A 21,317-nucleotide genomic window follows, 5' to 3' on the forward strand; every position below is an offset into this window, starting at 1 on the left:
GGGGCGGTGCGGAGGTCCCCCCCACCCGCCCCGGCGGGTGCGGAGGTCGCTCCGCGTGAGCTCCGCACACTCTTCGGATACGCGGCGCAGGTCCGCGGGGTTCAAGACTCGACCCGGTGAACCGACTCCGCGTCCGATGCGTAACAGCCCGTAACAGCCGCAGAACAGCCCCACCGGCCCCGGCGCAGTCCGTACGGCGGCGGCACAGGATCCCGCCGCAGCTCCAGAAAGCGATCATGAAGTGTCGTCCACGGGTACCGACCTGGGCGCGGGACGCAGCCTCGCCCGCGCGGCGCTGGCGGTCGCCGGCCTCGTCCTGGTCGCGGGCGGGTGCGCGCCGGCACACCAGGGCACGACCACCGCGGCCGCCCGGCCCTCCCCGACCCACGCCTCTCCCGCGGCCGCCTACCTGGCGATCGCCACGACGGGGAACCGGCGTCTCGACGCGGACTTCGACCACCTCGAAGACCGCGACCACGCCAACCCGCCCACGGCCCGCGCCGACCTCCGGGACATCGCCGCCACGGAGCGCGCCTTCGACCAGCAGCTCGCCCGCCTCGCCCTGCCGTCCGCCGTCGAGGCGTCGGCCCGCACCCTGATCCGCGTGAACGAGACCCGCGCGGACCTCACCGCCCGCGCGGCCGCCAGCACCTCCCTCGGCCAACTCCACGCTGCGCAAGCCGCCTTGACGGCGGCAAACGCGCCGGTGGAACGCGCCGTCGCCGCCATCCGCGCCGAGCTCGGACTCCCGCCCCCGGACACCAGCTGATCCGTTCCGGCAGAGGAACCGCACTCGATCGGCCCGCAAGGGCTGCGGCAGCCGCAGGTCAGCCCCGCTGCGCAAGCGGGTCGGCCACGGCAAGGGCCGCTTCGCGCGAGGGGCAGCGCGGATGTCGGTGATCAGGCCGCCGCAAGGACCGCATGCACCAGCCCGCGACGTCCCCCCGCACCAGGCCGTCACCTCCCGGCCGGGCGCGCGCGGACGCGCGTACGAACGACCGCAAGGCCGGAGTGTGACCTGCGACGGGACCTCAGCCCCGCCGCCGGAACCAGCCGAGCGCGAGCAGCACCAACCCGGCCGCGACCGTCACCGCCCCCAGCACCGCGTAACCGGGATGCCCGCTCATCATCGAGCCGTGCAACGCCCCGGTCCCCTGCGCAATCCACACCCCGCCCAGCGCCACGAGAACGGCTCCGACAATCCGCGGGATCCACATGTCGCACCCTCCATCCTTCCGACGCCCGCCAGCGGGGCATGCCCCGTGGCTTCCTACGCGAAGGGGTGGCCGAAGGTTCACGAGACCCCGGGTGCGCTGGTGCGGGAGCGTGGCGAGGAACTCGGCTGGCCCCAGGTCTGCACCATGACGACGACCGCTCCTCACTCACGCAGCCGTGCCTTTCGGCCGACCGCCGTTCGTGTGCCGCACGTACGGAGGTCCGTCCTTGCGACGGGGCCCGAGGTGGGTCTCAGACCGAGCGCAGCGGCAGCTCGGGTACTGCCGGGAGAGCCCGGCCGCATGCGGGGCCGCGCCGGTTCGTACTGCTCCGCTCAGCAGCGCGAAACCCTCGCGGCCGGTGTCAGCCGCGACGGGGCGGAACTGCGCTCGTCGAGTCAGAGCTTGGTCATGGCGGTGAACGGCGTGTTGATGCGCCGGTGGGTCGTACCGAAGTCGACGATCACCGAGGTGTCGTCCTCCACCGCGACCACGCGGCCGAGACCGTGCCTGTCGTGAGTCACCCGGTCACCGACAGTGAACTGTTCGGGGGCTGGTGCGGCAGTGCGCGTGAACGGGCTGCCAGGCAAACGGCGTCGAGGTCCTTCAGATCTTGTCATTACCGCAAGTATGCGGCCACGGAGCCGATACGTCGCCCCTGCAGCGGATCCACTCCCGCGGGAACGTGAGGCCCTCACGGTCGCCTGAGGCGATACAGGACGGAGGGGACCGATTTCCGCAGCGTGGCCGTACGCTGGGCTTCCCCATGCACATCCGAGGCGTGGACATCATGGCCAGGGAGAGCATCGTGGCACAGGGACGTTCTGGCATCAGGGGCGCGCGGATCGGCTCCGGACCGATGGGCGAGCCGGAACGCGGCGACCTCGCCCCTCGCACGACGGCCTCGTTCTGGTGCGGCAACGGCCACCACACACAGCCCAGCTTCGCACTCGAGGCGGTGCCCCCGGAGACATGGGACTGCCCCAAGTGCGGCCTGCCCGCCGGCCCCGACCCCGACCAGGTGCCCGTCGCAGCAAGCAGCGCCCGCTATCTGTCGCACATGGCCTTCGTCCGGCAGCGCCGCAGCCAGGAGGACGGCGAGATCCTGCTCAACGAGGCGCTGGCCAAGCTGCGCGGGACCGGCTGACCGACAGGGCGTCCCGGAACTTCATCGGGTTTCCCGGGGTGACGCCCGCAGTAGCGGCGCCGTCACGCGTCTCACGCCTCACCAACGCGACCGTGCACTCCCGTCGCAGCCGCGCCACCGGAGCTCATCTCGCGCCGCAGTCCGGCGCACCCCAGAGGCGGCACTCCACAGCAACCGCCACGCCATCGGCCCCGGCAACGTCGCAGCCCACAGGCGGTGCAGTCCTGTGGCCACTGGCGCTGCCCGGTGAAAGCGGCGGACTCGATCACGCACAGCGCCAGGACCCCTTCGGCTTGCGAGTGCAGGAAGCCCGACCACGTGACGCTTGAGCGGTTCGGCGCGGGGTCGATGCCCTCTGCTTTGAGGAGCCCCGAGACGGCGGACGGTGCGACTCAGATGCTGGCTTCTTCATCGCCCTCAGCATGTCGGCGACACAGCATGGGCCGGAAGCCCCGAGAGCGGCCCCTCTGGGATGCTTGAAATTCGCAGCGTCCGAACATATGGGCATATGGCGCAATTCGGGCACGGCACGCGCTGCGCCCGGGCCGGGCGGGCGCCGACCGTTCCGGGCGGTGGCCTGCGACCGGCACCCTGTCGGCGCAGCCGCGCTCACGGGGACAGCGCGCCGCTTCGCCTCAACCCTCCCTGCCTCAAGGCGTTTTCATGCTTCGCCGAGCCGACCCGGTGACCGCTGGCGATCTTCGTGGAAAAGTGTCGGGTGGAATTTCCCGGCGGGACGGGCCGTAGCCTGTTATGCTGTCTGTAGTTGCAGTAGTGGTTCCCATGAACTTTGTGTGCGCCTGCTCTTGTATGCAGGCGCATTTTTGTTTCCCGGCTTGGCCGGGGCGGGTGCTCATCGCGGCGACTCGCGGCGTGCGGTGTGCATGCTGTGGAAAGCCCCCTGAAGGAGATTGTTTTTATGGCTAATGGCACCGTGAAGTGGTTCAACGCGGAAAAGGGCTTCGGTTTCATCGAGCAGGAGGGTGGCGGCCCGGACGTCTTCGCCCACTACTCGAACATCAACGCCCAGGGCTTCCGCGAGCTGCTCGAGGGCCAGAAGGTCGAGTTCGACGTCACGCAGGGCCAGAAGGGCCCGCAGGCCGAGAACATTCGTCCGCTGTAGTTCTTCTGCTGAGGCACCCGCCTGGCTGCGAGGGGCCCGCACCGAGTTTCGTGCCCGGTGCGGGCCCCTCGGCGTTGCGCCCCTTCACGCTGCACCTGTCACACCTTTGGCCCGTCCTCCTGTGACTCTCGCCGGCGTCCCCAGCCGCGGCGCCTTCCTCATGACGTGCCGCCCTTGAGGAAGGTCTCCATGACTCGTTCAGATCGCCCCGCCCAGCAACGTCCCAGCAGCAGTACCGGCTCCCGCGCTGACCGCACCGGCTCCGCCCCCATCCCTCCGGTCGACTCGTTCGACCAACTGGACATGCCGAACGCGCTGCTGTCGGTGCTGACCCGCAACGGCGTCATCTCCCCGTTCCCGATCCAGGCCGCGACGCTGCCCAACGCGCTGGCCGGCCGAGACGTGCTCGGCCGTGGCCGAACGGGTTCGGGCAAGACCCTCGCGTTCGGCCTCGCCGTGCTGGCCCGCACCACCGGGCGACGCGCCCGGCCACGCCGGCCCCTGGCCCTGGTGCTGGCGCCGACCCGGGAGCTGGCGCAGCAGGTCACCGGGGCCCTCACCCCGTACGCGGACGCGGTGCGGTTGCGGATGGCGACCGTGGTGGGCGGGATGTCGATCAACCGTCAGGCGCGGGAGCTGACCCGCGGGGTGGAGATCGTGGTGGCCACCCCGGGCCGCCTGAAGGATCTGATCCAGCGCGGCGACTGCCACCTGGGAGCGGTCTCGATCACCGTGCTGGACGAGGCCGACCAGATGGCCGACATGGGCTTCTTGCCACAGGTGACCGAACTGCTCGAGCAGGTCGCCGAAGACAGCCAGACGATGCTGTTCTCCGCCACGTTGGACCGCAACGTCGACCGCCTGGTCGAACGCTTCCTCACGGACCCGGTCACGCACTCCGTGGACCCCTCCACAGCGACGGTCAGCACGATGGAACACCACCTCCTGCACGTGGACCGCCGGGACAAGGAAGCCACGATCACCCGCATCGCCGCACGCGACGGCAAAGTAATCATGTTCATCGACACCAGGCAGGATGCGGACCGGCTGGTGGAGGAGCTCCTGGCGAAGGGGGTGAAGGCCGCGGCCCTGCACGCCGGCAAGTCCCAGCCCCAGCGCACCCGCACCCTGGAGCAGTTCCGCACAGGTCAGGTGACCGCGCTCGTCGCCACCAACGTCGCCGCCCGCGGCATCCACATCGACGGACTCGACCTGGTCGTCAACCTCGACCCGCCGAACGGTCACAAGGACTACCTGCACCGCGGCGGGCGCACCGCCCGGGCCGGGGAATCCGGCACCGTCGTCACCCTCGTCCTGGCCAATCAGCGCCGCGCCATGGAACGCATGATGGCCACCGCCGGCATCACCCCCGCCTCCGCCAAGGTCCGCTCCCACGACGAGGAACTGGCCCGCATCACCGGAGCCCGCCTCCCCAGCGGAATCCCTGTCATGATCCCTGAACCCGTCATCGAACGCCCCCGCCGCAACCCGTCCGCGAGCGGAAGCCGATGGAGCCGCCCCGCCCACCGTGGCAGCAACCGCCACCGGGCCGACGCCACGCGCGAGGTGGGACGGCCCCAGCGCACCACCCCCGCCCCCTAACGGCTCGCCGGCACGCGCCTCGGGCGGGACCCGTCAACAACCCCATGCCAGCGTCCCATTGACACCGGGTCCGTTCGCAGCAGCAGCAGTACGAAGGAGCCCGCCATTTCCATCATTCGCGAGCACATCCTCACCACCACGACGGTCGGCGACCTCATGACACGCCCGGACCTGCAGATCAGCGACGACGTCACCGTCGATGCCGCGATGGACATCCTGCACAGCTCGGGAGCGGACCACGTCCTGGTCCGAGACGACGAGGGCCGGTGCGCCGGGCTGCTGACCCGTCAGCACCTCGCGCCGTTCCAGTCCCGCTCCTGGTACACCGAACGCACCCCGGTCCGCAATGCCCCACTCGACCGCGCCCCGTTCGCCACCGCCGACATGCCCGCAGCCACGGCCGCAGCCGTGATGCGCGCCCGCGGCCTGGCAGCCTGGCCCGTGGTGGACCACGACGGCCACGCCATCGGCCTCCTCCGCCTCCAGAGCCGGCGATGACCCAGGTTGGCTGTTGGGGAGGCAGGGAGCGAAGCGGCCAAGACGACAGGAGCCCCGCTCCCCTGCCGCCCCGAAGCGGCTCCGACGAGGCGCACGCCAACCACGGCTCCCCGGCGACGGCAGCGAGGTGACTCCCGAAGACGATGCGCAGCGCGTGGCCGAGCATCTCATCGTGGCCGAGGCCGGCGATGTCGCCCGAGGGTGGCGCTTCCTCACCGTGGGCTACCTGGCCCCGCACGGCAAAGCGGACGCGCTGCTGTACGAGAGAGTGCTCGACACCTTCGACGAGGCTGCTGGTGATCGCGAATGCGGACACCGTGGACGCCGAAACGGCATTACGTTCGGCATCCGCGGCGAAGGCGCCGAACGACGCATCGCGTGGCTGCAGGCGCGCCTGGAAATGCTCAAGCCACCACGGCTGCCCGACTCCGGCAGCTGGGACATCCGCGACGGCGCCCGCTGAAGCAGCGTCGGACGAGCAACACTCCCCCGCTGCACGTGGATGCACTCCGCGTCCTCGACCCGGCCCGCCGCGCTTGCGGTCGGCACGATCGGGGTGACCTTCTCGATGACGGAGAGGACGTAGCCCGCGTCGGGTGCGGCGCCGACGACGACCGCACCGCAGACGCCGTAAGCGAGCACCACGACCAGAGGAGAACCACCATGGCCAGCGGCCCTGAGCACTACCTGTCAGCCGAGCGCCTGCTCGCAGGTCCGCAGAAATCCGCCGCGGACCGTGACCGCGGCTCCGGGGTGGAACGCCACTGGGCGCCCTCGCAGACGGACCTGTTGAAGGCTCAGGTACACGCCACGCTCGCGCTCGCCGCCGCCACCGCACTCGCGGCCGGCGCGGCCGAACACCTCGTGCAGGACTGGCTGCCCGTAGTCGGCGGGACCGGACCTTCGCGCTGAACCGGGACACCTCGCCGAGACGGCCGCCCTCTTCGTGGGCGTGACCGTCTGGGACTCTCCGCGTTGGCCGCAACGGCCCATGACGATTCCCGCGCCGGGGCAGATCCGAACCAGTCGAAGGGCGGCTGGATACGGCCTGGGGCATCTCTGACGCAACTCACGCGCAACAGCCGTCCTCACCGGCCCCTTGGTCCTCGCCGAGTCCACCGGCGGGTGAAGCAAGTGGTCGGCCGACGGCGCTTCCGCTGGTTCCCGAGGCCGCTCCTGATGCGCGTTGAACGTGGCCGTTCAGGGCCGACCGCTGTGGCCTTCGACGGCGTCGAGGAAGGCCTGGATCTGGTCGAGGGCGGTCTCGGCGTCGGAAGCCTCGGTGGGCGTGAGTCGGTATGCGTGGATCGTGCCCTCGGCGAGAGGGGACAGGGCGGTTGCGCACTCGGAGAGCATCCAGGCCAGCTCACCGCGGGTCGTCATGGACGCGCAGGCCAGATCGGCCGCCGCGTTTCGCAGCCGGATGGTGCGTTCGGTCAGGGAGCGGGCCGCGGGAGGCGCGGCGGAGCTGGGCCGTTCCAGTCTGCTGCGCAGGTCGCGCATGACCTCGTAGTCGTGGAGGGTCAGCCGCCAGCGGCCGGCCCGTCGTCCCTGCTCGACGGAGCGAATGACCAGCTCGATTCTTGTGGCGACCGCCATGAAGTGCGTCTCACCACTCCCAGGCCGTTCATCCCTGACGAGGGCGCGCAATCGTGGTGACGATTTCCCCCTGTTCGTTGCTGGCGAGCCGCCCCGGCAGCCGACCGGCCACGGACCCCAGTGGGTAGCCGCCGTGCCTCGATGGCGTCCTCGGTGGCTGAAGCTGGCGGCAAGACGAGACGGTCGCGAGGGTGCGCGGGTCTCGCTGCCGCCCAAGCTGCCGGATCGGTCATGCCGCGCTCAGGACGGTTGCAGGACAGGTGACATGGCGTTGACGCGGCGCGTGGTCAGCACACCCAGGAGAAGGCCGTCGTAGTCGACGACGGGCCATACCCGCAGGCGCTTGAGCCGCATGGCCTCTGCGGCGAACTCGAGTTTCATGGCCGGCCGGGCGAACGGGCCGCGCTGGTGGGTGACGTCGCGGATGAAGGTGTGCTGGGTGTACCACGAGCGGGCCAGGAAGACGAGCAGCGCTGACCTGGTGACCAGGCCCTCGCAGCGTCCGGCGGCGTCGCGTACGAGCAGGTAGGGAACGCCCGGGTGGTCGTCGAAGAGGTCGTTGACCTGGTCGATGGTGGTGTCGTCGGCGATCTGGTGCTCGTACGGCTCCATGGCGTCGGCCACGGTCAGGCGGGGGCCCGCGGGGGCGAGAGGTTGGCTGGCCACGGTGGCACCTGCGCCTGTCTCCGGGCGACCTTGGCCGGCCCGGCGGTGTTGTGAGCCCAGGACGATGCCGGAACGTGTACCGGATACGGGGTGCCCTGGACGCTTCAAGGCTACTCCGCCGGGGGAACAACCCCGGCGGCGAACCGCCGCCGGAGTACGGTGGAGGGAACCGAGGAAGCGCCTTCCCACCAACACCCGCGCTGGTGCCGCCCTGGGTCATGACAGGTCCGCTCGCGGACCGGACGGGCGACCTCACATGGCGCCGATGAACCTTTCCTCTTACCCCCCTCCCCTGCGCGTCGACGCCCTCGGCGCTCCGCTCCTGCCCCGGCTGCTGCTCGAAACGACGCTGTCGCGGACAGGCCTGTTCGACGGCGCCTGGTGGCCGCGCTCACGCCACCTCCAGGCCGAGCTGCCCGACCTGGTCACCGCGCTGACCGCCCACCTGGGCAGCGTACTGCGGGTCGGACTCGACAGCGTGGCCTGGGACGAGGTCCCCCGCGCGATCACCGTGAACGGCCACCCGATCCGGATCAGCTGGTTCCCCGGCTGCGACTGGACCATCAGCCTCACCCGCGGCTTCCAGGACCACTTCCTGCTCCTGGTCATCCCACCGGCCACGGACGCGGACACGGCGTCGGCCGCGATGGCCGGCGCTTCCAGGCGCGGCAATCACAGGACCTCCGCCCAACTGCTCGCTCCGACGTATGCGGCCGACGGTCATGTTTCCCTCCAGGATTGACAGACGATCAGGCCGTTGCCCGCCTGACTGTCACAGACGCAGAACGACCAGGGCGGTGTCGTCGGTGGCCCCCGGGGCGGGGAGGAGATCGAGAAGGAGTGCGTCGGCGATGTGCTCCGGTGGCAGGGTGCGGTGCGCAGCGAGGGAGCGGGCGAGGCGGTCGAGGCCGGTGCCGATGTCCTCGCCCCGGCGTTCGATCAGGCCATCGGTGTAGAGGACGAGCGTGTCCCCGCTGGTGAAGGCATGGCCGGCCTGGGGGCGGGGCACGTGCTCGGGACGGGCGCCGAGCGGCGGGTCGGTGGCCTGGTCGAGGAAGACCACGGTTCCGTCCGCGCGCGCCAGGGCGGGCGGGAGGTGTCCGGCGCTGCTGTAGGCCAGGGTGTGGCTGGTCCAGTCGATGTGGACGGACGCGGCGGTGGTGGACTCGGCGCCGTCGACCGCGCGAGCGTACAGACCGAGTACGTCCAGGGCCTGGGCCGGTCCGGCCGCCACGCGGGAGGCGGCGCTGAGCGCGCTGCGCAGCTGTCCCATGACACACGCGGCGGCCAGTCCGTGCCCGACCACGTCGCCGACCGCCACCGCCATGCGGTCACCCGGCAGCTCAACCAGGTCGTACCAGTCCCCGCACACGTTCAGCGCGCCGACGGCAGGCCGGTAGCGCACCGCGGCCTGGTGGTGGTCGGCCAGGCGCGGGACCGGCAGCATCGCCTCCTGCAGCGCGAGCGCGATCTCCCGCTCGCGGGCGTGGGCCAGCCGCAGCCGCTCGTTGACGTCCTGCAGTTCCCCGGAGCGGGTGTAGAGCTCCGCCTCCATCACCTGCGACCGGCCGCCGGCTGCCGCCCGGCCACGGGCGTGGATGAGCTCGGTGACGTCCTCCACCCGGTGCACGAGCAGGACGACGCGGCCCTCGGCGTCCAGAATCGGCGCGTTGATCGGGCTCCAGTAACGCTTCTCCCACTCACCGGGGCGCTGCGACGACTGCACGTCGTACCGCTGCAGGGCCATCGTGTCCCGCTCCCCGGTCGCCAGCACCCGGCGCAGCGACGCCTCCAGGTTCCGCACCCCGGTGGCCGTGCCGTCGTTCGGGTTGTCGGGGAACACATCGAACAGGTAGCGGCCGATCAGCTCCTCCCGGCTGCGGCCGGAGTTGCCCACGAAGTCCTCGTTCGCGTCCGCGTACACCAGATCCGGCGTCAGCAGCGCCACCATCCCCGGAAGCGCCTGAAACACCGCCTGGTAGTCGATGCCTCCTTGGCTCACCTCACGCCCCGTCTCCTCGCACGCCCCGTACTCACCATAGGAGGCTCCCCAGGCCGCGGCCGCGCCGCGTGATGCCGGGGCCACCACATGTCACCCGACCGGCCGCGCACACGTTCCGCGTCGAACGCCGACACGGGGCTGTTCGCTGTGCGGCCGGCGCCGGCGTGACCAACCGGAACCGACCGAGCCCGCCCTCTGCGCCGAGCGTCTCCACGCCGACCGGCGTCCCCCCGCGACCGCGGGGCGCAGATGGGATCGGCAGCCCAGCAGGGCCGATCAGCCCTCTCCGGTCCGAGCAGCACCCGGTTAGCATGAAACCGAGGGGCTTCGCATGCGACGGCAGACGCGGTGCGTTGCCCGCCTCGCCCGTCGGCACGTCAGGACGCGCCCCCGCCCACCCCTGCTTGATTCCTTCGCCCAGGCGTCGAAACGCCCGGACCTGACTCCGACCTGGGCCTCTTGCCAGGACACGCGTGAGTGTGTCGAAAGCGGGAGCGACCCCGAGCACCAAGGGAGACCCCGATGGCGTCCACCCTCGAAGCGTCCCCGGACCATCGCCGCGCAGCCGACGTGATGGTCCCAGCCGACCTGCAGGTCAGCGACCACACCGCCGTCGACAAGGCGCTGGACATCCTGCACAGCGCCCACGTGGAACACCTGCTCGTCCGGGACGACGACGGCCACTGCGTCGGCCTCGTCACCAAGGACGACCTCAGCGGCTACCTGTCCGAGCCCTGGTACAGCCAGCACGCCCGGCTGCGCGACCTCGCCCGCCCGCTCGAGCCCTTCGCGCACCCCGACACACCGATCGACGCCGTAGCCACGGCCATGCGACAACACGACGCACACGTCTGGCCGGTCGTCGACGCCGACGGATTCGCCCTCGGTGTCATCACCTCCGAACAACTGGGCGAGTGACCGCCCGGGTGACGCGACCCCGGGAGGGGGCGTCGTGGCCTGCGCGGACCGGTCGGACTCGGCCGCCGCCACGTCCCCGGCAGGCCCGCACGGTCGCTCCGCGGATCAACGACGGTCGGTCTCGCGCAGGACCACCAGGCGCACGGTGCCGTGGGCGGAGGCGCGTTCGCTGTCCGGCGACGTCTCGTACTCGGTGCCGACATGCCTGCGGATCACGTCGAGCAGCGCGAGGTCCTGGGAGACCAGTTCGATCCGGGCGACGCCGTCCGAGGACGGCAGCGGCCGGGTCTCCTCGCGTTCCTGGGCCACAGCGAGGTCCCCACCGAGCAGGCCCGGGGCGTAGGCCTCCCGGACCAGGTCAGCGATCCGTCCGGCAGTCCCGGCATCCGCGGTGATCCGGACGTCCAGGACCGTGCCGGCCACCGGACTGTTCTCCCGAACCGAGAGCCGTGTCTCCACCTGGTCGGCCTTCGTACCCATCCGGTCTCCTGTCGTGGCGTCCCCGGTCCAGGGTGCCGCCGGGCGCGGCCAGGCGCATCCGGGCCATGGGGCTGGGCCGGTCACCCTCGCCAGGGGTGAGCCACTTCCGCCCTGCACCCGAAGCAGCATCGAGGCGGTAGGGCGCGGGCACGTTCTTGTCGGGGCGGGATCGGCCACGCCTGCGGCGAGGCCGGATCCCGGCGTGGCCTGCCCGGCCCACGCGAAAATCCGCGACCTCTGGTCGATTCCTTGCTGCCGGGCGCGGAGTACGGTGAAGGCACCGAGGGTCTTCCGAACACCGGCCGCAGTGCCCCTGTGGTTCTCGGCGAACGCCGACACCGGGCCTGCGCGCGGGCCCGGAGACGGGACCCGCGCCATGTCCGTCAGACTCATTCGACCGGCTTCGGTCACCCTCCCCCTCCTCGCGACCCCGCGCCCTCCTCGCGTCCTCCCGCGAAATCTCACCCACGGCGCCTCGGCGCCCATCAGCCGGGTACGCGCGTTCCCGGGCGGGTGGGAGCGATGACAGCGCTCTTCACCGTCCTCGTACTCGTTGCCATGATTGGCGTCTGCGCGCTGGTGCTACAGCCGGCGAACGCCCGGCGGGCTGCGCGGCTCGCCACGGCCGGGCCCCACCACCGGATCCTCCAGCGGCGAGGCGGCACCGCCCGACGGACGGGGAATCGTGCCTGACGAACCGCCGACACACGGTCGGAGAAGCTCCCGCACTTCTGCGCACCGACAGCATCCGTACGTCCGCAGCGACCTGCGACCGAGAGGCCCTCACCCTCATGAGCACCCACACCGCCCCCGCGCCCACAACCGTTCCACAGGCTCGACCTCCACTGCGGCTGTCCTTGACCCCGGATGGCCCCCGGTCCCGACTCGACGGCGCCTGCTGGCCGTACTCACGCAACATCTTCGAGCAACTCCCCGGCTTGATCGCGGAGTTGGACGGGATCTGGGGTCGCATCACCCGGGCTGACGTCCACGACACGGCCTGGACCGAACTGCGCCACAGCCTTCCGGCCGGAACCCACAACGGTACGGGCGAACTGGTACGACCCCGGCCACGATCCTCCCGCGATCACCGTCTCCTCCTACCGCATCCACGAGTGGGAACTGCTCGTCGTGCCGCCGGAGAGCGCCCTTGGCGGGGGAAGCAGCTCATGGCCGCAGCGGCCCGTCCCGGAAGTTGTCATCACCACCAAGGCGAGCGACACGTACCATTCCCGCGAGGACTGCAAGATCTTCCTGGCAGCCCAGGACATCGCGTGCACGAACGACGGCCCTTCCGACGTCATCCTGGTCCCGCTCGGCGAGGCCCTGGCCCACCGCCACCCCTGCCCCGCGTGCCTGCGCTGAGTCCGGTGTGACGGCGTAACGAACCCCACAGCCTTCGAGCAGCGCGCTGCCGACGGTGTCAGAGTTTGGTCATCGAGGAGAAGGGCGAGGAGACGCGCCGGTTGGCCGCGCCGAAGTCGACGATCACCGAGACGTCGTCCTCCACCGCGACCACGCGCCCGAGGCCGTGCTTGTCGTGTGTCACCCGGTCGCCGACTGCGAACTGTTCGGGGGCTGGTGCAGTGGGGCGCGTAAACGGGCTGCCGGGCAGGGGGCGTCGAGGTCCATCAGATCTTGTCATCACCGCAAGTATGCGGCCCCGGACCCGTATCCTCCGACGCGGGCCTGGGTGGCGTGCGGGCTGATGCCGGCCCGTGCCATCAGTTGCGCGACGGCGCGACGCTGGTGGGGCAGGACCAGGGTGACGACCGTGCCCGATCCGCCGGCGCGCGCGGTGCGTCCTCCGCGGTGAAGGTAGTCCTTGTGGTTGCCGGGTGGGTCGACACAGACGACCAGGCCGAGGTTGTCGACATGGATGCCGCGCGCGGCGACGTTGGTGGCCACCAGCGCGGTGATCTGTCCCGCCTTGAAGAGTTCCAGCGTGCGCGAGCGCTGGGCCTGTGACTTGCCGCCGTGCAGGGCGGCGGCACGTATTCCGCCGCCCAGGAGCCGCTCGGTGAGCTGGTCGACCGCGTGACGGGTCTCCACGAACAGGAGCACCCTCTCCTCGCGGGCTGCGATCTCGGCGACGGCGTCCTGCTTGTCCGACATGGTGATCTCGAGGACGTGATGCTCCGTGGCGGCGAGCACGTCGGCCGACGGGTCCACCACATGCACGATCGGATCCGTGAGGTAGCGGTCCACCAACTGGTCGACGTCGCTGTCCAAGGTGGCGGAGAAAAGCAGGTGCTGGACCCCGGACGGAACCTGGTCGAGCAAGGCGGTGATCTGGGGCAGGAAGCCCAGGTTGGCCATCTGGTCCGCTTCGTCGAGCACCGTGACGGCGACCCGGTCCAGAACGCAGTCGCCGCGCTCGACGAGATCCGCCAGCCGGCCCGCGGTGGCGACCACGACCTCGGCGCCGCCGCGCAGGACGCGAGCCTGGCTGCCGATCGACCGGCCGCCCACCACGGTCGCCACCGTGAGCCGCAGCGACCGGGCATAGGGGGCGAGCGCCTCGGCCACCTGCTGGGCCAGCTCCCGGGTGGGTACGAGGATCAGGGCACGAGGCCGCCGGGGAACGCCGGGCTGCCCGGCGGTCCGGGCCAGCACGGCGAGCCCGAACGCGAGCGTCTTCCCGGACCCGGTGCGCCCACGCGCGAGAATGTCGCGCCCGGCGAGGCTGTCGGGGAGCGTGGCGGCCTGGATCACGAACGGCGCGGACATCCGCCGACGAGCCAGCTCCTTCACGAGGGCCGACGGCAAGCCCAGATCGGCGAAGGACGTGGCGGCCATCGCCGGCACGGCCGGGGCCGGACTCGCGAGATCGTCCGGCCCGGCGGGCGGCGTTCCGTGGTTCGGGATGTGTGTACGGTGCATGCTGATCCTTCCTCGGGCAGGCGCTTCGAGGAATTCACGGCCGCCGACTGCAGTGCGAAATTGCAGCAACGAACGGAACAACGGAAACGACGCCAAGAGCGACGGTTTCTCTTCACGTGAAGTGGCGCCTTGCGCGCAGGACGACGAAAACGTCTCCGGCGCTCGACGGCGGGGCCCGATGGGGGTCCGGAAAAGCGGAGCACAGGTTCGGGCGGGTCGCCCGGCGGCCGAATCCGGGCGTCTCGGGCGAGCGCATCGCCCACCGGGAGAAAGCCGACGCGGCCGGGGCCCGCACCCCAGTGGATACGGGCCCCGGCCGCGTCTTACGCGTCAGCGTCAGGCCGGGATGATGTTCTCCGCCTGCGGACCCTTCGGGCCCTGGGTGACGTCGAAGGTCACCTTCTGGCCCTCGAGGAGCTCACGGAAGCCCTGGGTGGCGATGTTCGAGTAGTGGGCGAAGACGTCGGGACCGCCGCCCTCCTGCTCGATGAAGCCGAAGCCCTTTTCCGCATTGAACCACTTGACCGTACCGGATGCCATCTTGAATCTCCTTCAGGGGCAATACCCGGGAACCGCACTGTGCGGACCCGCGGTCGCCGCGATGATTGCCCCGTCCGGATGCACCGGAAATACAGAAAGCGCGCCGCTCGGCCCTGAAGCGGACCGGGCGGGGGACTTGAAGTTTTGGGAACCACAACTGCAACTGATATCGACAGTAGCACGGAATAGCTTCCAACCGTCGATCATCCGAAGAGGACGTCAACGCCTGGACCGCAAGGGGCTTCGGCTACGTCGACCGGTGATCCGCTCGACGCAACGAGCCTGTCGCGCGAACAGGGCCACCACCGGACGGCCCTAGTCAGACAGCCCCTTCGTGCGCCAAGCTGCTTCCGAAGGCCCACGGCAAGCACGCGCCATGCAGCGCTCGCGTTCTCGTCAGGACGGCTCCCGCCGACGCTCGAACGAGAAGGTGCCCCATGTCCCACATTCCACGCGGTCCCGGCCGGGTACGCGCGCCTCGCACCACCCCGTCCCCGGCTGCGCTCCGGTGACCTCCGACGGCGAAGCGCAACTCCGGGCCGATCAGCTCCTGGTGGCGGAGGCTCACGACGTCGCCGAGGGCTGGCACTTCCTCACGGTGGACAATCTCGCTCCCAACGGCCGCGCCGACGCCGTGCTCTACGAAAAGGCTCTCGACGCCTTCGACCGCGCCGTCGGCACCCGCGAGTGCCGGCACCGCGGCCGCGTGCACGGCCTGACCTTCGGCATCCGGGGCGACAACGCCGAACAGCGCATCGCGTGGCTCCGCAGACGTCTGGAGGCTCTCAGGCCACCGGCCCTGCCGGGCTTCGGCACATGGGACATCCGCGACGGAGCGCGCTGACGGCAGACGGACGCGCCCCGTCCGACGCGCCGCACCGGAGCATGGCCGCGCCCATGCGAACGACAGACCCCACCCAGCCGGGCGGGAACCCGACATCGGTCACCGCCACAGCGGTCCGTGAGAGAAGGCCACGCATGCGGGACCCCTACGACTCAGGCGAGTTCGACATCTACACCCTCCAGGACCACCGCACCCGCCAGCAGGCCCGCCTACTGGTGGCCTCCCGAGCGCAGGACGCGAAGGACTGCCACGACCTCCTCCGCGCCCTGGACCTGATCGATCCCAACGCCCCAGGCATCATCCGCGAGTGCCCCCGCTGCGGTACCCCGCACCAACGCTGGGGCAACAGTGCCCGCAGCCGCTTCTGCTCCGCCGGCTGCGCCGACACGCCACCGGACGGCGCGTAGCACTACAATCCTGATCCCCTCACCCGGTCCTGCGCCGCAGCCGATCGGAGCAGCAGAAGTCCGATCCCGACCCGATTGTGCGCCGCGACGACATCCGCCCCAGCCCGACAGGCGGTGAGCGCCCCCTGAGGTTGGCCGGCGTTCGAGTCCACGGTGCAAAGCGGGCACGCCCTGTGCGCCGACCTCGGCGAGACTCCTCCGAGGGCTGCGCACCGGGACGGGCCGGGCTGGGGGTGAGGTCTCACCAGGGCAGCGTCCACTGCTGGTTGGGGCCGTTGTGGTCATCTCGCCGCGCCGTCTCCAAGCCCTCGAGCTGCGTGGACGACGGTCTCGGCAGGCGCGCTGTCCCACCCGGAGCCGTTGGCGGTGCGGGCCCGCGCTGCGGTGACCTCCAGCTCGGCCCTGGCCCGGCCGAGCCAGGACGAAGCGCCGTCGAACGACTTGCCCGGTTCGAGATCCTTGTAGATCTCGAAGAAGTGCTGGATCTCTCGAAGGTCGTAGTCGAGAACGTCATCGAGTTCCCGCAGGTGGCCCATGCGGGGGTCGGTTGCCGGGATGCACAGCACCTTGTCGTCCTCGCCCCGCTCGTCGTTCATGCGGAACATGCCGAGAGCGCGGCACCGGATCAGCACTCCTGGGAAGGTGGGATCGCCTCCGAGGACGAGTGCGTCCAGGGCTTCGCCGTCCAGTCCCAAAGTGCCTTCGATATAACCGTAGTCGGCCGGGTACCGGGTGGAGGTGAAGAGCATCCGGTCCAGCCGGATCCGTCCGAGACCGTGGTCCATCTTGTACTTGTTGCGGGACCCCTGGGGGATCTCGACGACGACAACCATGTCCATGTTCCGCTCCTGCCGAAGGGCATCAACGCATCTGCCCGTCCCTCTTCGCCGCACGTTGGGTCTGCGCGCTCGGATGCCTCCGGATTTGCTGGAGTGTCAGTCCACCGGCCCGAGGTGCCGTGCGCGCGCTGCTCCCTCGCCGTCCGGGAGGGAGCGGGAGGTACCGAGATGCTGCTGGACCGAGTCCAGGATCGTCAGACCCTGCCCGACCAGCCCCGCCGCAATCTCGCCGAGGCCGTCCGCACCGTTGAGCACGTTCACACTGGCACCGGCCAGGCCGCCCGCCGCCTCCTTGACGATCAGCGGCAGCTGGTCGATCAACATCCGGTCCAGGGCGACGCGGTCGTTGGACGCCGCCGCCTCCGCCTGGATCGTCATCCGCTCGGCCTCGGCCAACGCCAGCACGCGGATCCGCTCCGCCTCCGCCTCCGCAGGCCGCACGACCTCGGCGACCAGCTGCTGTTGCCGCAGCTCCGCGGCGCGCTGGGCCAGCTCGGTCTGCGCCGTCAGCACCTCCTGCTGCGCATGCGCCGCGGCCAGTGGACCGGCCTGCGCGGCCTGCGCCTGGGCCCGGTCGACCTGGGCGGTGTACTCGGCCTTCACCACCGCCGTCTGGCGGGCGTACTCGGCCTGGTTCCGGGCAGCCGCCTGCTCCGCCTCGGCCGAGGCCTGGGCGGCCTGGGCCTGGGCGATCTTCGCCTGCCGCTGGATCGCGGCCTGGTGCGGGGCCGCCATCGCCGCGATGTAACCGGTCTGCCCGTCGTCGATCGACTGGATCTGCAACGAGTCGACGATCAGACCGATCTTGGCCATCTCCGCCTTCGAGGTCTCCAGCACCTCCGTGGCCAGCTTCTGCCGCTCCGTCACAATCTCCTCGACCGTCATCGACCCGATGATCGCACGCAGGTGACCGGCGAAGATCCTCCCCGTCAGCACCGACATCTGATCCTGGTCGGACAGGAACCGCTGGCCCGCGTTGACGATGCTCTCCTTGTCGTTGCCCACCTTGAACGCGATCACGGCCCGCACCGTCAACGCGATGCCCTGGTGCGTGACGCAGTTCTCGTCGACCTCCGCCTCGCACATCGCCAGCGTCAGGAAACGCGTCTTGCGGAAGACCGGCGACACGAACGCGCCGTGACCGGTGACGACGCGGAACGGCGCCGTTCCCATCCCCCTCCGGCCCCCGGATATCAGCATCGCCTGGTCCGGAGCGGGAACTCGGTAACCGAACATGGTCATCTCCTCGGTCGACATCACCCCCGCAGGATCCGATCGGGCCACCAGGTGGCGATCCGCTCCTCCGGGCGACGCTCGCCTCGAGGTCCACGATCGAACCTCGGCGCCACGTCGCCCCGGGCCGAAGGGGAATCCACCCTGCGAGGGCATGCCGGTTCGGAGATCAGAGGTGTGTCCCTTCCATCCTGCACCCGAACGAGCACCAATACGGCAGGGCTGCGGCACAGACTTTGCCTGAACGACACATGCGGCCACGGACACCCGACGACCGCGTCGCCTGGGAGCCCTCAGGTCCGGCCGTACCGGGTCCTGTAGTCGGCGAACTCCCGGGTCGTCTCCTCGGTTGTGGGACGTGCCCGTTCGCCCGGTGTCGAGGGCTCGCTCGAAAACCGCGACGACGCTCGGATTCCGGGCCTGCAGTGCGGCCGCGACCTCAGAGAGACGGAAGACAGCGGGCCGGTCCATGCCGGCGTTCTCGCCGTCGAGCCGCACGACCGCCTCGAGATCGTCCGGAGTGAAGTCACGCACGTGCCAGACGGCGAGGGCCGACGCTCGGAGATCGTGGTCCCGGGGGCTTCCCCGTCATCCGGCGGTTCACAGGTCACGCCGCGGATGTGATGCCAGTCTTGACGAAGATCTGCCTGGCCGAGTCCGAGGCCCCCGCCAGAACCGCCGCAGCCATCGCGGCCTGGGCAGCCGCAGGGTCGGTGTCGGGAGGGACGACCAGGAGCAGGAAGTGGTCGTGGTCGCCTCGGGTGAGAATCACTGTGTCGTCGCCGACCGGGAACCAGTGGATGTGAACGACGCGGTCGTCCACGATCATCCGCCCCGGCACCTCGTCCCATGCGGCGGCGTCCAAGCCCACCCGCTGGATCGGCCCCACGGCCTCCGTCACCGCCGTGATCAGCGCCGGAAGCTCCGCGGCCAGGTCGCGCGAGCGCGGCCACCAGGCACCGTCGTGAGCCCCCAGCCGTGAGGCGGTCGTCTCCAGCCGCAACACCACCGCGCCAGGCGCGTGCGGCCAGTCGTTCGTGTCCGGCAGCAACCTTCCGGATGCCGGTGTCGAAGGATCGACATTCATGGAACACCGCCTGTCGCCGCGGACCACCGCGCCCGAAGGGCCGACGCCTGTCGGCCGACTGGGAGGCATGGAGGCCGGGAGGCCGACCCGCCGAGCCGCTGCGGGGCCCGCTTCCACGCTACTCCGCTGCGAGCGGAGCAGCGTGACACTGTCGGGCAGCGCCGGGCTCAGGCCAGGAAGCCGTCCTCCCCCGGTTCCCGAGTCCTGGTCGATCCTATCCGGCCCGGCGCGGAGTAGGCTGAAAGTACCGAGGGTCTTCCGAACACCGGCTGCAGTGCCCCTGTCGTTCTCGGCGAACGCCGACACCGGGCCTGCGCGCAGGCCCGGAGACAGGACACGCACCATGACCGTGTCGCTCCTTCGACCGCCCTCCTCCCTCGTCCCCCCACCCCGGAGGGAATCTCGCCCGCCGCGCCTCACCCTGCGGCACGCCGCACGCAGCGGACCCTCCGTGGGCGCCCTGATCGCCGCCGAGGCGAACCGCCTCGACACGGACCCCTCGTCCCGCGACGCCGGAGCGGAAGCCGCGTGGGAGTCCGAAGGCGGCGCACCCCTGCCGGTCCCACTGTTCGTGCCCAGCGGCCGGGTCCTTGTGTCCCGGGGGCGGTGAGAACGGTGGCAACGCTCTTCACCATCCTTGTACTCGTCGCCATGATCAGCACCTGTGTGCTGTTGATCCAGCTGGCCAACGCCAGGACGAAACACCGTCCCTGACGACCGGCCGCCGACGCTCCTCGGACAGGTTCGAGGTCGTGCGGCCACTACCGCCTCACGCCCGCCGCCCGGGAACGGACGCATCACCCGGCGAACGCACAGCCCGACGGGGGCGCAACAGCACCTGCACAGGAGGCGCCGCCGACCCACCGTCCCCGTCTCGATCCGGCCCCCACAGACCCCGGGGCCGAAACCAGGCTCCGAACCCGAAACCGAGAACCGACAAGGCGGTCAGCATCATGAGTACGTACACCCGCGCAGCACTCTCAGCCACGCCGCAGGCCCGGCCTTCGCTGCGGCTGGCCCTGACCCCCGACGGTCCGCGGTCCCGGCTCAGTGGCGCCTGGTGGCCGCACTCACGCAACCTCTGTGAGCAACTCCCCGAGCTGATCGCGGAGTTGGACGGCATCTGGGGCCGCATCACCCGAGCCGCCATCCAGGACACTGCCTGGACCCAGCTGAGCCACAGCGTCCCGGCCGGAACCCACGACGTACGAGTGAACTGGTACGACCACGCCCAGGATCCCAACACGATCACCCTCTTCTCCTACCGCATCGGGGAGTGGGAACTGCTCGTGGTGCCGCCGGAGAGCCCCCCTTGGCGAGCGAAGCAGCTCATGACGGCCGCAGCGCGCCCCAACAACCAGCGGACCGCCCGGGCGCTCCTCGCCGACGGCTCCACACCCCCCGCCGCCACCGTGCCGCACGATCACATGCACATCCGCACCCGCCGTGCCCGCAACGCGGAGCCCGCTGCTTCTGGCGGCTGAGTGCCCACCGCTCGCGCTCCGGCGCACCACGACTCTCTGATCTCAGACAACAACGACGAGGAGCACCCCACCATGCCAACCCCGGCAGTCGTCATCACCACCAGGACGAGCGACACCTACCACGCCGGTGAGGACTGCAAGATCTTCCTTGCGGACCGGGACATCGCACGCACCGACGAGGGCAGCGCCCCCGACGTCATCCTGGTTCCGCTGGGCGAAGCCCTGGCCCACCGCCATCCCTGCCTCGGATGCCTGCGCTGAGAGCGTGTCCCCATGAAACCGCAGGTTGACCCCTATCGGCCCGCCGTCGTGCGCTTCGCCGGCGATGTGGAGGTGGACGGGCGGAAGTTCAGCGACAACATGCGCCTTGCCGTCTGGATCCACGACGCGTGGATCCATGTCCGCGTCCCCGACTCGGAGGCCCCGCACTACTCCCTGCCTGTCCATGCGGTGGCAGGCATGCACTGGGAGGACTGACGCTCCGGCAGGTAACCGGTCAACGCCGCCCGATCAGGAACAAGGTGGCGTCGTCGCTTGTCCGGCCGCCCCGTCTCGACCGAACCCCACCGGCAGCGTGGTCGAACTCTCCAGCCGCTCGACGATGGCACGGTCCCGGGTCAGCAGCGGCGCGGGATGCCCTGCGTTGACCCACTCCAGCTGGCCTGCCCCCGTGTCCAGGCGCATCATCTGCGCGGTGACGAAATGGTCGGCCCGAACTGCTCGCCGATGGCATCCGGCCTCTTCCTGGCCA

At 70.6% G+C, this 21,317-nt stretch carries 27 protein-coding genes and 1 pseudogene; 15 read left to right on the plus strand and 13 right to left on the minus strand.

What is annotated here, in order from left to right; translation table 11 throughout:
• Positions 1-241: 241 nt before the first annotated feature.
• A complete protein-coding gene (locus tag TR49_RS33040) occupies positions 242-769 on the plus strand; it encodes a hypothetical protein (RefSeq protein WP_042388267.1) in 528 nt (175 codons plus the stop codon).
• A 262-nt stretch (positions 770-1,031) separates the two neighbouring features.
• Here the strand turns inward: TR49_RS33040 and TR49_RS33045 are convergent, their stop codons facing one another.
• Positions 1,032-1,217 (minus strand): hypothetical protein, encoded by a 186-nt coding sequence (locus tag TR49_RS33045; protein WP_042388271.1) that lies wholly within the window; start codon positions 1,215-1,217, stop codon positions 1,032-1,034.
• A gap of 395 nt (positions 1,218-1,612) precedes the next feature.
• Entirely contained in the window at positions 1,613-1,738 is a 126-nt protein-coding gene (locus TR49_RS45975) for a HypC/HybG/HupF family hydrogenase formation chaperone (RefSeq protein ID WP_236653635.1), read from the minus strand.
• Positions 1,739-2,073: 335 nt separating this feature from the next.
• Here TR49_RS45975 and TR49_RS33050 point away from each other — a divergent pair, with 335 nt between their 5' ends.
• From TR49_RS33050 to TR49_RS33075, 6 genes are all read left to right on the plus strand, one after another.
• Positions 2,074-2,361 carry an RNA polymerase-binding protein RbpA gene (locus TR49_RS33050; RefSeq protein ID WP_236653636.1) on the plus strand — a complete coding sequence of 96 codons (288 nt, stop codon included), beginning with the start codon at positions 2,074-2,076 and terminating at the stop codon, positions 2,359-2,361.
• Positions 2,362-3,280: 919 nt separating this feature from the next.
• Complete coding sequence (locus tag TR49_RS33055) at positions 3,281-3,484, plus strand: cold-shock protein (RefSeq protein WP_042388274.1); 204 nt, start codon at positions 3,281-3,283, stop codon at positions 3,482-3,484.
• Between the two features lie 189 nt (positions 3,485-3,673).
• A complete protein-coding gene (locus tag TR49_RS33060; RefSeq protein ID WP_084725683.1) occupies positions 3,674-5,086 on the plus strand; it encodes a DEAD/DEAH box helicase in 1,413 nt (470 codons plus the stop codon).
• A 156-nt stretch (positions 5,087-5,242) separates the two neighbouring features.
• The gene (locus TR49_RS33065) at positions 5,243-5,584 is read left to right on the plus strand and encodes a CBS domain-containing protein (protein ID WP_042388276.1); all 342 of its coding nucleotides are present in this window, start codon (positions 5,243-5,245) and stop codon (positions 5,582-5,584) included.
• Positions 5,585-5,711: 127 nt separating this feature from the next.
• Positions 5,712-6,047 (plus strand): hypothetical protein, encoded by a 336-nt coding sequence (locus tag TR49_RS33070; protein ID WP_152627572.1) that lies wholly within the window; start codon positions 5,712-5,714, stop codon positions 6,045-6,047.
• A 200-nt stretch (positions 6,048-6,247) separates the two neighbouring features.
• Entirely contained in the window at positions 6,248-6,496 is a 249-nt protein-coding gene (locus tag TR49_RS33075) for a hypothetical protein (RefSeq protein ID WP_042388280.1), read from the plus strand.
• Between the two features lie 288 nt (positions 6,497-6,784).
• On the opposite strand, the gene TR49_RS33080 is transcribed toward TR49_RS33075, so the two are convergent.
• Together TR49_RS33080 and TR49_RS33085 are read right to left on the minus strand one after the other, a co-directional pair.
• Positions 6,785-7,183, minus strand: coding sequence for a hypothetical protein (locus TR49_RS33080; RefSeq protein ID WP_042388282.1), 399 nt, complete (start codon positions 7,181-7,183; stop codon positions 6,785-6,787).
• A 240-nt stretch (positions 7,184-7,423) separates the two neighbouring features.
• A complete protein-coding gene (locus TR49_RS33085; RefSeq protein ID WP_042388285.1) occupies positions 7,424-7,849 on the minus strand; it encodes a CBS domain-containing protein in 426 nt (141 codons plus the stop codon).
• 265 nt (positions 7,850-8,114) lie between these two features.
• Here TR49_RS33085 and TR49_RS33090 point away from each other — a divergent pair, with 265 nt between their 5' ends.
• A complete protein-coding gene (locus TR49_RS33090; RefSeq protein WP_042388365.1) occupies positions 8,115-8,591 on the plus strand; it encodes a DUF5994 family protein in 477 nt (158 codons plus the stop codon).
• A 30-nt stretch (positions 8,592-8,621) separates the two neighbouring features.
• Here TR49_RS33090 and TR49_RS33095 read toward each other — a convergent pair whose 3' ends face one another.
• Positions 8,622-9,851 carry a PP2C family protein-serine/threonine phosphatase gene (locus TR49_RS33095; RefSeq protein WP_042388286.1) on the minus strand — a complete coding sequence of 410 codons (1,230 nt, stop codon included), beginning with the start codon at positions 9,849-9,851 and terminating at the stop codon, positions 8,622-8,624.
• Positions 9,852-10,373: 522 nt separating this feature from the next.
• Between TR49_RS33095 and TR49_RS33100 the strand changes: the two genes are divergently transcribed.
• Positions 10,374-10,769: a CBS domain-containing protein gene (locus TR49_RS33100; protein ID WP_042388289.1), complete on the plus strand. Its 396-nt coding sequence runs from the start codon at positions 10,374-10,376 to the stop codon at positions 10,767-10,769.
• 105 nt (positions 10,770-10,874) lie between these two features.
• On the opposite strand, the gene TR49_RS33105 is transcribed toward TR49_RS33100, so the two are convergent.
• Positions 10,875-11,249 (minus strand): hypothetical protein, encoded by a 375-nt coding sequence (locus TR49_RS33105; protein ID WP_042388292.1) that lies wholly within the window; start codon positions 11,247-11,249, stop codon positions 10,875-10,877.
• A 791-nt stretch (positions 11,250-12,040) separates the two neighbouring features.
• Here TR49_RS33105 and TR49_RS46875 point away from each other — a divergent pair.
• The gene (locus tag TR49_RS46875; protein WP_369405356.1) at positions 12,041-12,625 is read left to right on the plus strand and encodes a DUF5994 family protein; all 585 of its coding nucleotides are present in this window, start codon (positions 12,041-12,043) and stop codon (positions 12,623-12,625) included.
• Positions 12,626-12,672: 47 nt separating this feature from the next.
• Here TR49_RS46875 and TR49_RS46490 read toward each other — a convergent pair whose 3' ends face one another.
• The 3 genes from TR49_RS46490 to TR49_RS33125 all read right to left on the minus strand — a co-directional run bounded on the left by TR49_RS46490 (position 12,673) and on the right by TR49_RS33125 (position 14,672).
• Entirely contained in the window at positions 12,673-12,798 is a 126-nt protein-coding gene (locus TR49_RS46490) for a hypothetical protein (protein WP_268874141.1), read from the minus strand.
• Positions 12,799-12,893: 95 nt separating this feature from the next.
• A complete protein-coding gene (locus TR49_RS33120) occupies positions 12,894-14,132 on the minus strand; it encodes a DEAD/DEAH box helicase (protein ID WP_052434847.1) in 1,239 nt (412 codons plus the stop codon).
• Positions 14,133-14,468: 336 nt separating this feature from the next.
• The gene (locus tag TR49_RS33125) at positions 14,469-14,672 is read right to left on the minus strand and encodes a cold-shock protein (RefSeq protein ID WP_042388296.1); all 204 of its coding nucleotides are present in this window, start codon (positions 14,670-14,672) and stop codon (positions 14,469-14,471) included.
• 553 nt (positions 14,673-15,225) lie between these two features.
• Between TR49_RS33125 and TR49_RS33130 the strand changes: the two genes are divergently transcribed.
• Together TR49_RS33130 and TR49_RS33135 are read left to right on the plus strand one after the other, a co-directional pair.
• Positions 15,226-15,516 carry a hypothetical protein gene (locus tag TR49_RS33130; protein WP_152627573.1) on the plus strand — a complete coding sequence of 97 codons (291 nt, stop codon included), beginning with the start codon at positions 15,226-15,228 and terminating at the stop codon, positions 15,514-15,516.
• Between the two features lie 134 nt (positions 15,517-15,650).
• The gene (locus TR49_RS33135) at positions 15,651-15,923 is read left to right on the plus strand and encodes a hypothetical protein (protein WP_042388307.1); all 273 of its coding nucleotides are present in this window, start codon (positions 15,651-15,653) and stop codon (positions 15,921-15,923) included.
• Between the two features lie 281 nt (positions 15,924-16,204).
• Here TR49_RS33135 and TR49_RS33140 read toward each other — a convergent pair whose 3' ends face one another.
• The 3 genes from TR49_RS33140 to TR49_RS33150 form a co-directional block, all read right to left on the minus strand.
• Positions 16,205-16,762 (minus strand): inorganic diphosphatase, encoded by a 558-nt coding sequence (locus tag TR49_RS33140; protein WP_042388310.1) that lies wholly within the window; start codon positions 16,760-16,762, stop codon positions 16,205-16,207.
• Positions 16,763-16,858: 96 nt separating this feature from the next.
• Positions 16,859-17,998 (minus strand): SPFH domain-containing protein, encoded by a 1,140-nt coding sequence (locus TR49_RS33145; protein ID WP_042388373.1) that lies wholly within the window; start codon positions 17,996-17,998, stop codon positions 16,859-16,861.
• 604 nt (positions 17,999-18,602) lie between these two features.
• The gene (locus TR49_RS33150) at positions 18,603-19,082 is read right to left on the minus strand and encodes a DUF5994 family protein (protein WP_042388312.1); all 480 of its coding nucleotides are present in this window, start codon (positions 19,080-19,082) and stop codon (positions 18,603-18,605) included.
• A 953-nt stretch (positions 19,083-20,035) separates the two neighbouring features.
• Between TR49_RS33150 and TR49_RS33155 the strand changes: the two genes are divergently transcribed.
• From TR49_RS33155 to TR49_RS33165, 3 genes are all read left to right on the plus strand, one after another.
• Positions 20,036-20,566 carry a DUF5994 family protein gene (locus TR49_RS33155; protein ID WP_052434848.1) on the plus strand — a complete coding sequence of 177 codons (531 nt, stop codon included), beginning with the start codon at positions 20,036-20,038 and terminating at the stop codon, positions 20,564-20,566.
• Positions 20,567-20,638: 72 nt separating this feature from the next.
• Complete coding sequence (locus TR49_RS33160) at positions 20,639-20,827, plus strand: hypothetical protein (protein WP_152627574.1); 189 nt, start codon at positions 20,639-20,641, stop codon at positions 20,825-20,827.
• 12 nt (positions 20,828-20,839) lie between these two features.
• Positions 20,840-21,043: a hypothetical protein gene (locus TR49_RS33165; protein WP_042388320.1), complete on the plus strand. Its 204-nt coding sequence runs from the start codon at positions 20,840-20,842 to the stop codon at positions 21,041-21,043.
• A 78-nt stretch (positions 21,044-21,121) separates the two neighbouring features.
• On the opposite strand, the pseudogene TR49_RS45980 reads toward TR49_RS33165, so the two are convergent.
• A pseudogene (locus TR49_RS45980) lies at positions 21,122-21,297 on the minus strand (SpoIIE family protein phosphatase); the annotation flags it as partial.
• Positions 21,298-21,317: the final 20 nt, after the last annotated feature.

This window comes from Streptacidiphilus melanogenes, assembly GCF_000787835.1.
Taxonomy (GTDB): domain Bacteria; phylum Actinomycetota; class Actinomycetes; order Streptomycetales; family Streptomycetaceae; genus Streptacidiphilus; species Streptacidiphilus melanogenes.

Excerpts from the sequence above, each read along its gene's own strand:
- TR49_RS33050 (WP_236653636.1), top strand. The coding sequence starts at position 2,074 with ATGGGCGAGCCGGAACGCGGCGACCTCGCCCCTCGCACGACGGCCTCG.
- TR49_RS33150 (WP_042388312.1), bottom strand. The coding sequence starts at position 19,082 with ATGAATGTCGATCCTTCGACACCGGCATCCGGAAGGTTGCTGCCGGAC.
- TR49_RS33065 (WP_042388276.1), top strand. The coding sequence starts at position 5,243 with ATGACACGCCCGGACCTGCAGATCAGCGACGACGTCACCGTCGATGCC.
- TR49_RS33160 (WP_152627574.1), top strand. The coding sequence starts at position 20,639 with ATGCCAACCCCGGCAGTCGTCATCACCACCAGGACGAGCGACACCTAC.
- TR49_RS33090 (WP_042388365.1), top strand. The coding sequence starts at position 8,115 with ATGAACCTTTCCTCTTACCCCCCTCCCCTGCGCGTCGACGCCCTCGGC.
- TR49_RS33125 (WP_042388296.1), bottom strand. The coding sequence starts at position 14,672 with ATGGCATCCGGTACGGTCAAGTGGTTCAATGCGGAAAAGGGCTTCGGC.
- TR49_RS33075 (WP_042388280.1), top strand. The coding sequence starts at position 6,248 with ATGGCCAGCGGCCCTGAGCACTACCTGTCAGCCGAGCGCCTGCTCGCA.
- TR49_RS33165 (WP_042388320.1), top strand. The coding sequence starts at position 20,840 with ATGAAACCGCAGGTTGACCCCTATCGGCCCGCCGTCGTGCGCTTCGCC.
- TR49_RS33055 (WP_042388274.1), top strand. The coding sequence starts at position 3,281 with ATGGCTAATGGCACCGTGAAGTGGTTCAACGCGGAAAAGGGCTTCGGT.
- TR49_RS33060 (WP_084725683.1), top strand. The coding sequence starts at position 3,674 with ATGACTCGTTCAGATCGCCCCGCCCAGCAACGTCCCAGCAGCAGTACC.
- TR49_RS33120 (WP_052434847.1), bottom strand. The coding sequence starts at position 14,132 with ATGCACCGTACACACATCCCGAACCACGGAACGCCGCCCGCCGGGCCG.
- TR49_RS46875 (WP_369405356.1), top strand. The coding sequence starts at position 12,041 with ATGAGCACCCACACCGCCCCCGCGCCCACAACCGTTCCACAGGCTCGA.
- TR49_RS33135 (WP_042388307.1), top strand. The coding sequence starts at position 15,651 with ATGCGGGACCCCTACGACTCAGGCGAGTTCGACATCTACACCCTCCAG.
- TR49_RS33100 (WP_042388289.1), top strand. The coding sequence starts at position 10,374 with ATGGCGTCCACCCTCGAAGCGTCCCCGGACCATCGCCGCGCAGCCGAC.
- TR49_RS33105 (WP_042388292.1), bottom strand. The coding sequence starts at position 11,249 with ATGGGTACGAAGGCCGACCAGGTGGAGACACGGCTCTCGGTTCGGGAG.
- TR49_RS33080 (WP_042388282.1), bottom strand. The coding sequence starts at position 7,183 with ATGGCGGTCGCCACAAGAATCGAGCTGGTCATTCGCTCCGTCGAGCAG.
- TR49_RS33140 (WP_042388310.1), bottom strand. The coding sequence starts at position 16,762 with ATGGACATGGTTGTCGTCGTCGAGATCCCCCAGGGGTCCCGCAACAAG.
- TR49_RS33045 (WP_042388271.1), bottom strand. The coding sequence starts at position 1,217 with ATGTGGATCCCGCGGATTGTCGGAGCCGTTCTCGTGGCGCTGGGCGGG.
- TR49_RS33155 (WP_052434848.1), top strand. The coding sequence starts at position 20,036 with ATGAGTACGTACACCCGCGCAGCACTCTCAGCCACGCCGCAGGCCCGG.
- TR49_RS33145 (WP_042388373.1), bottom strand. The coding sequence starts at position 17,998 with ATGTTCGGTTACCGAGTTCCCGCTCCGGACCAGGCGATGCTGATATCC.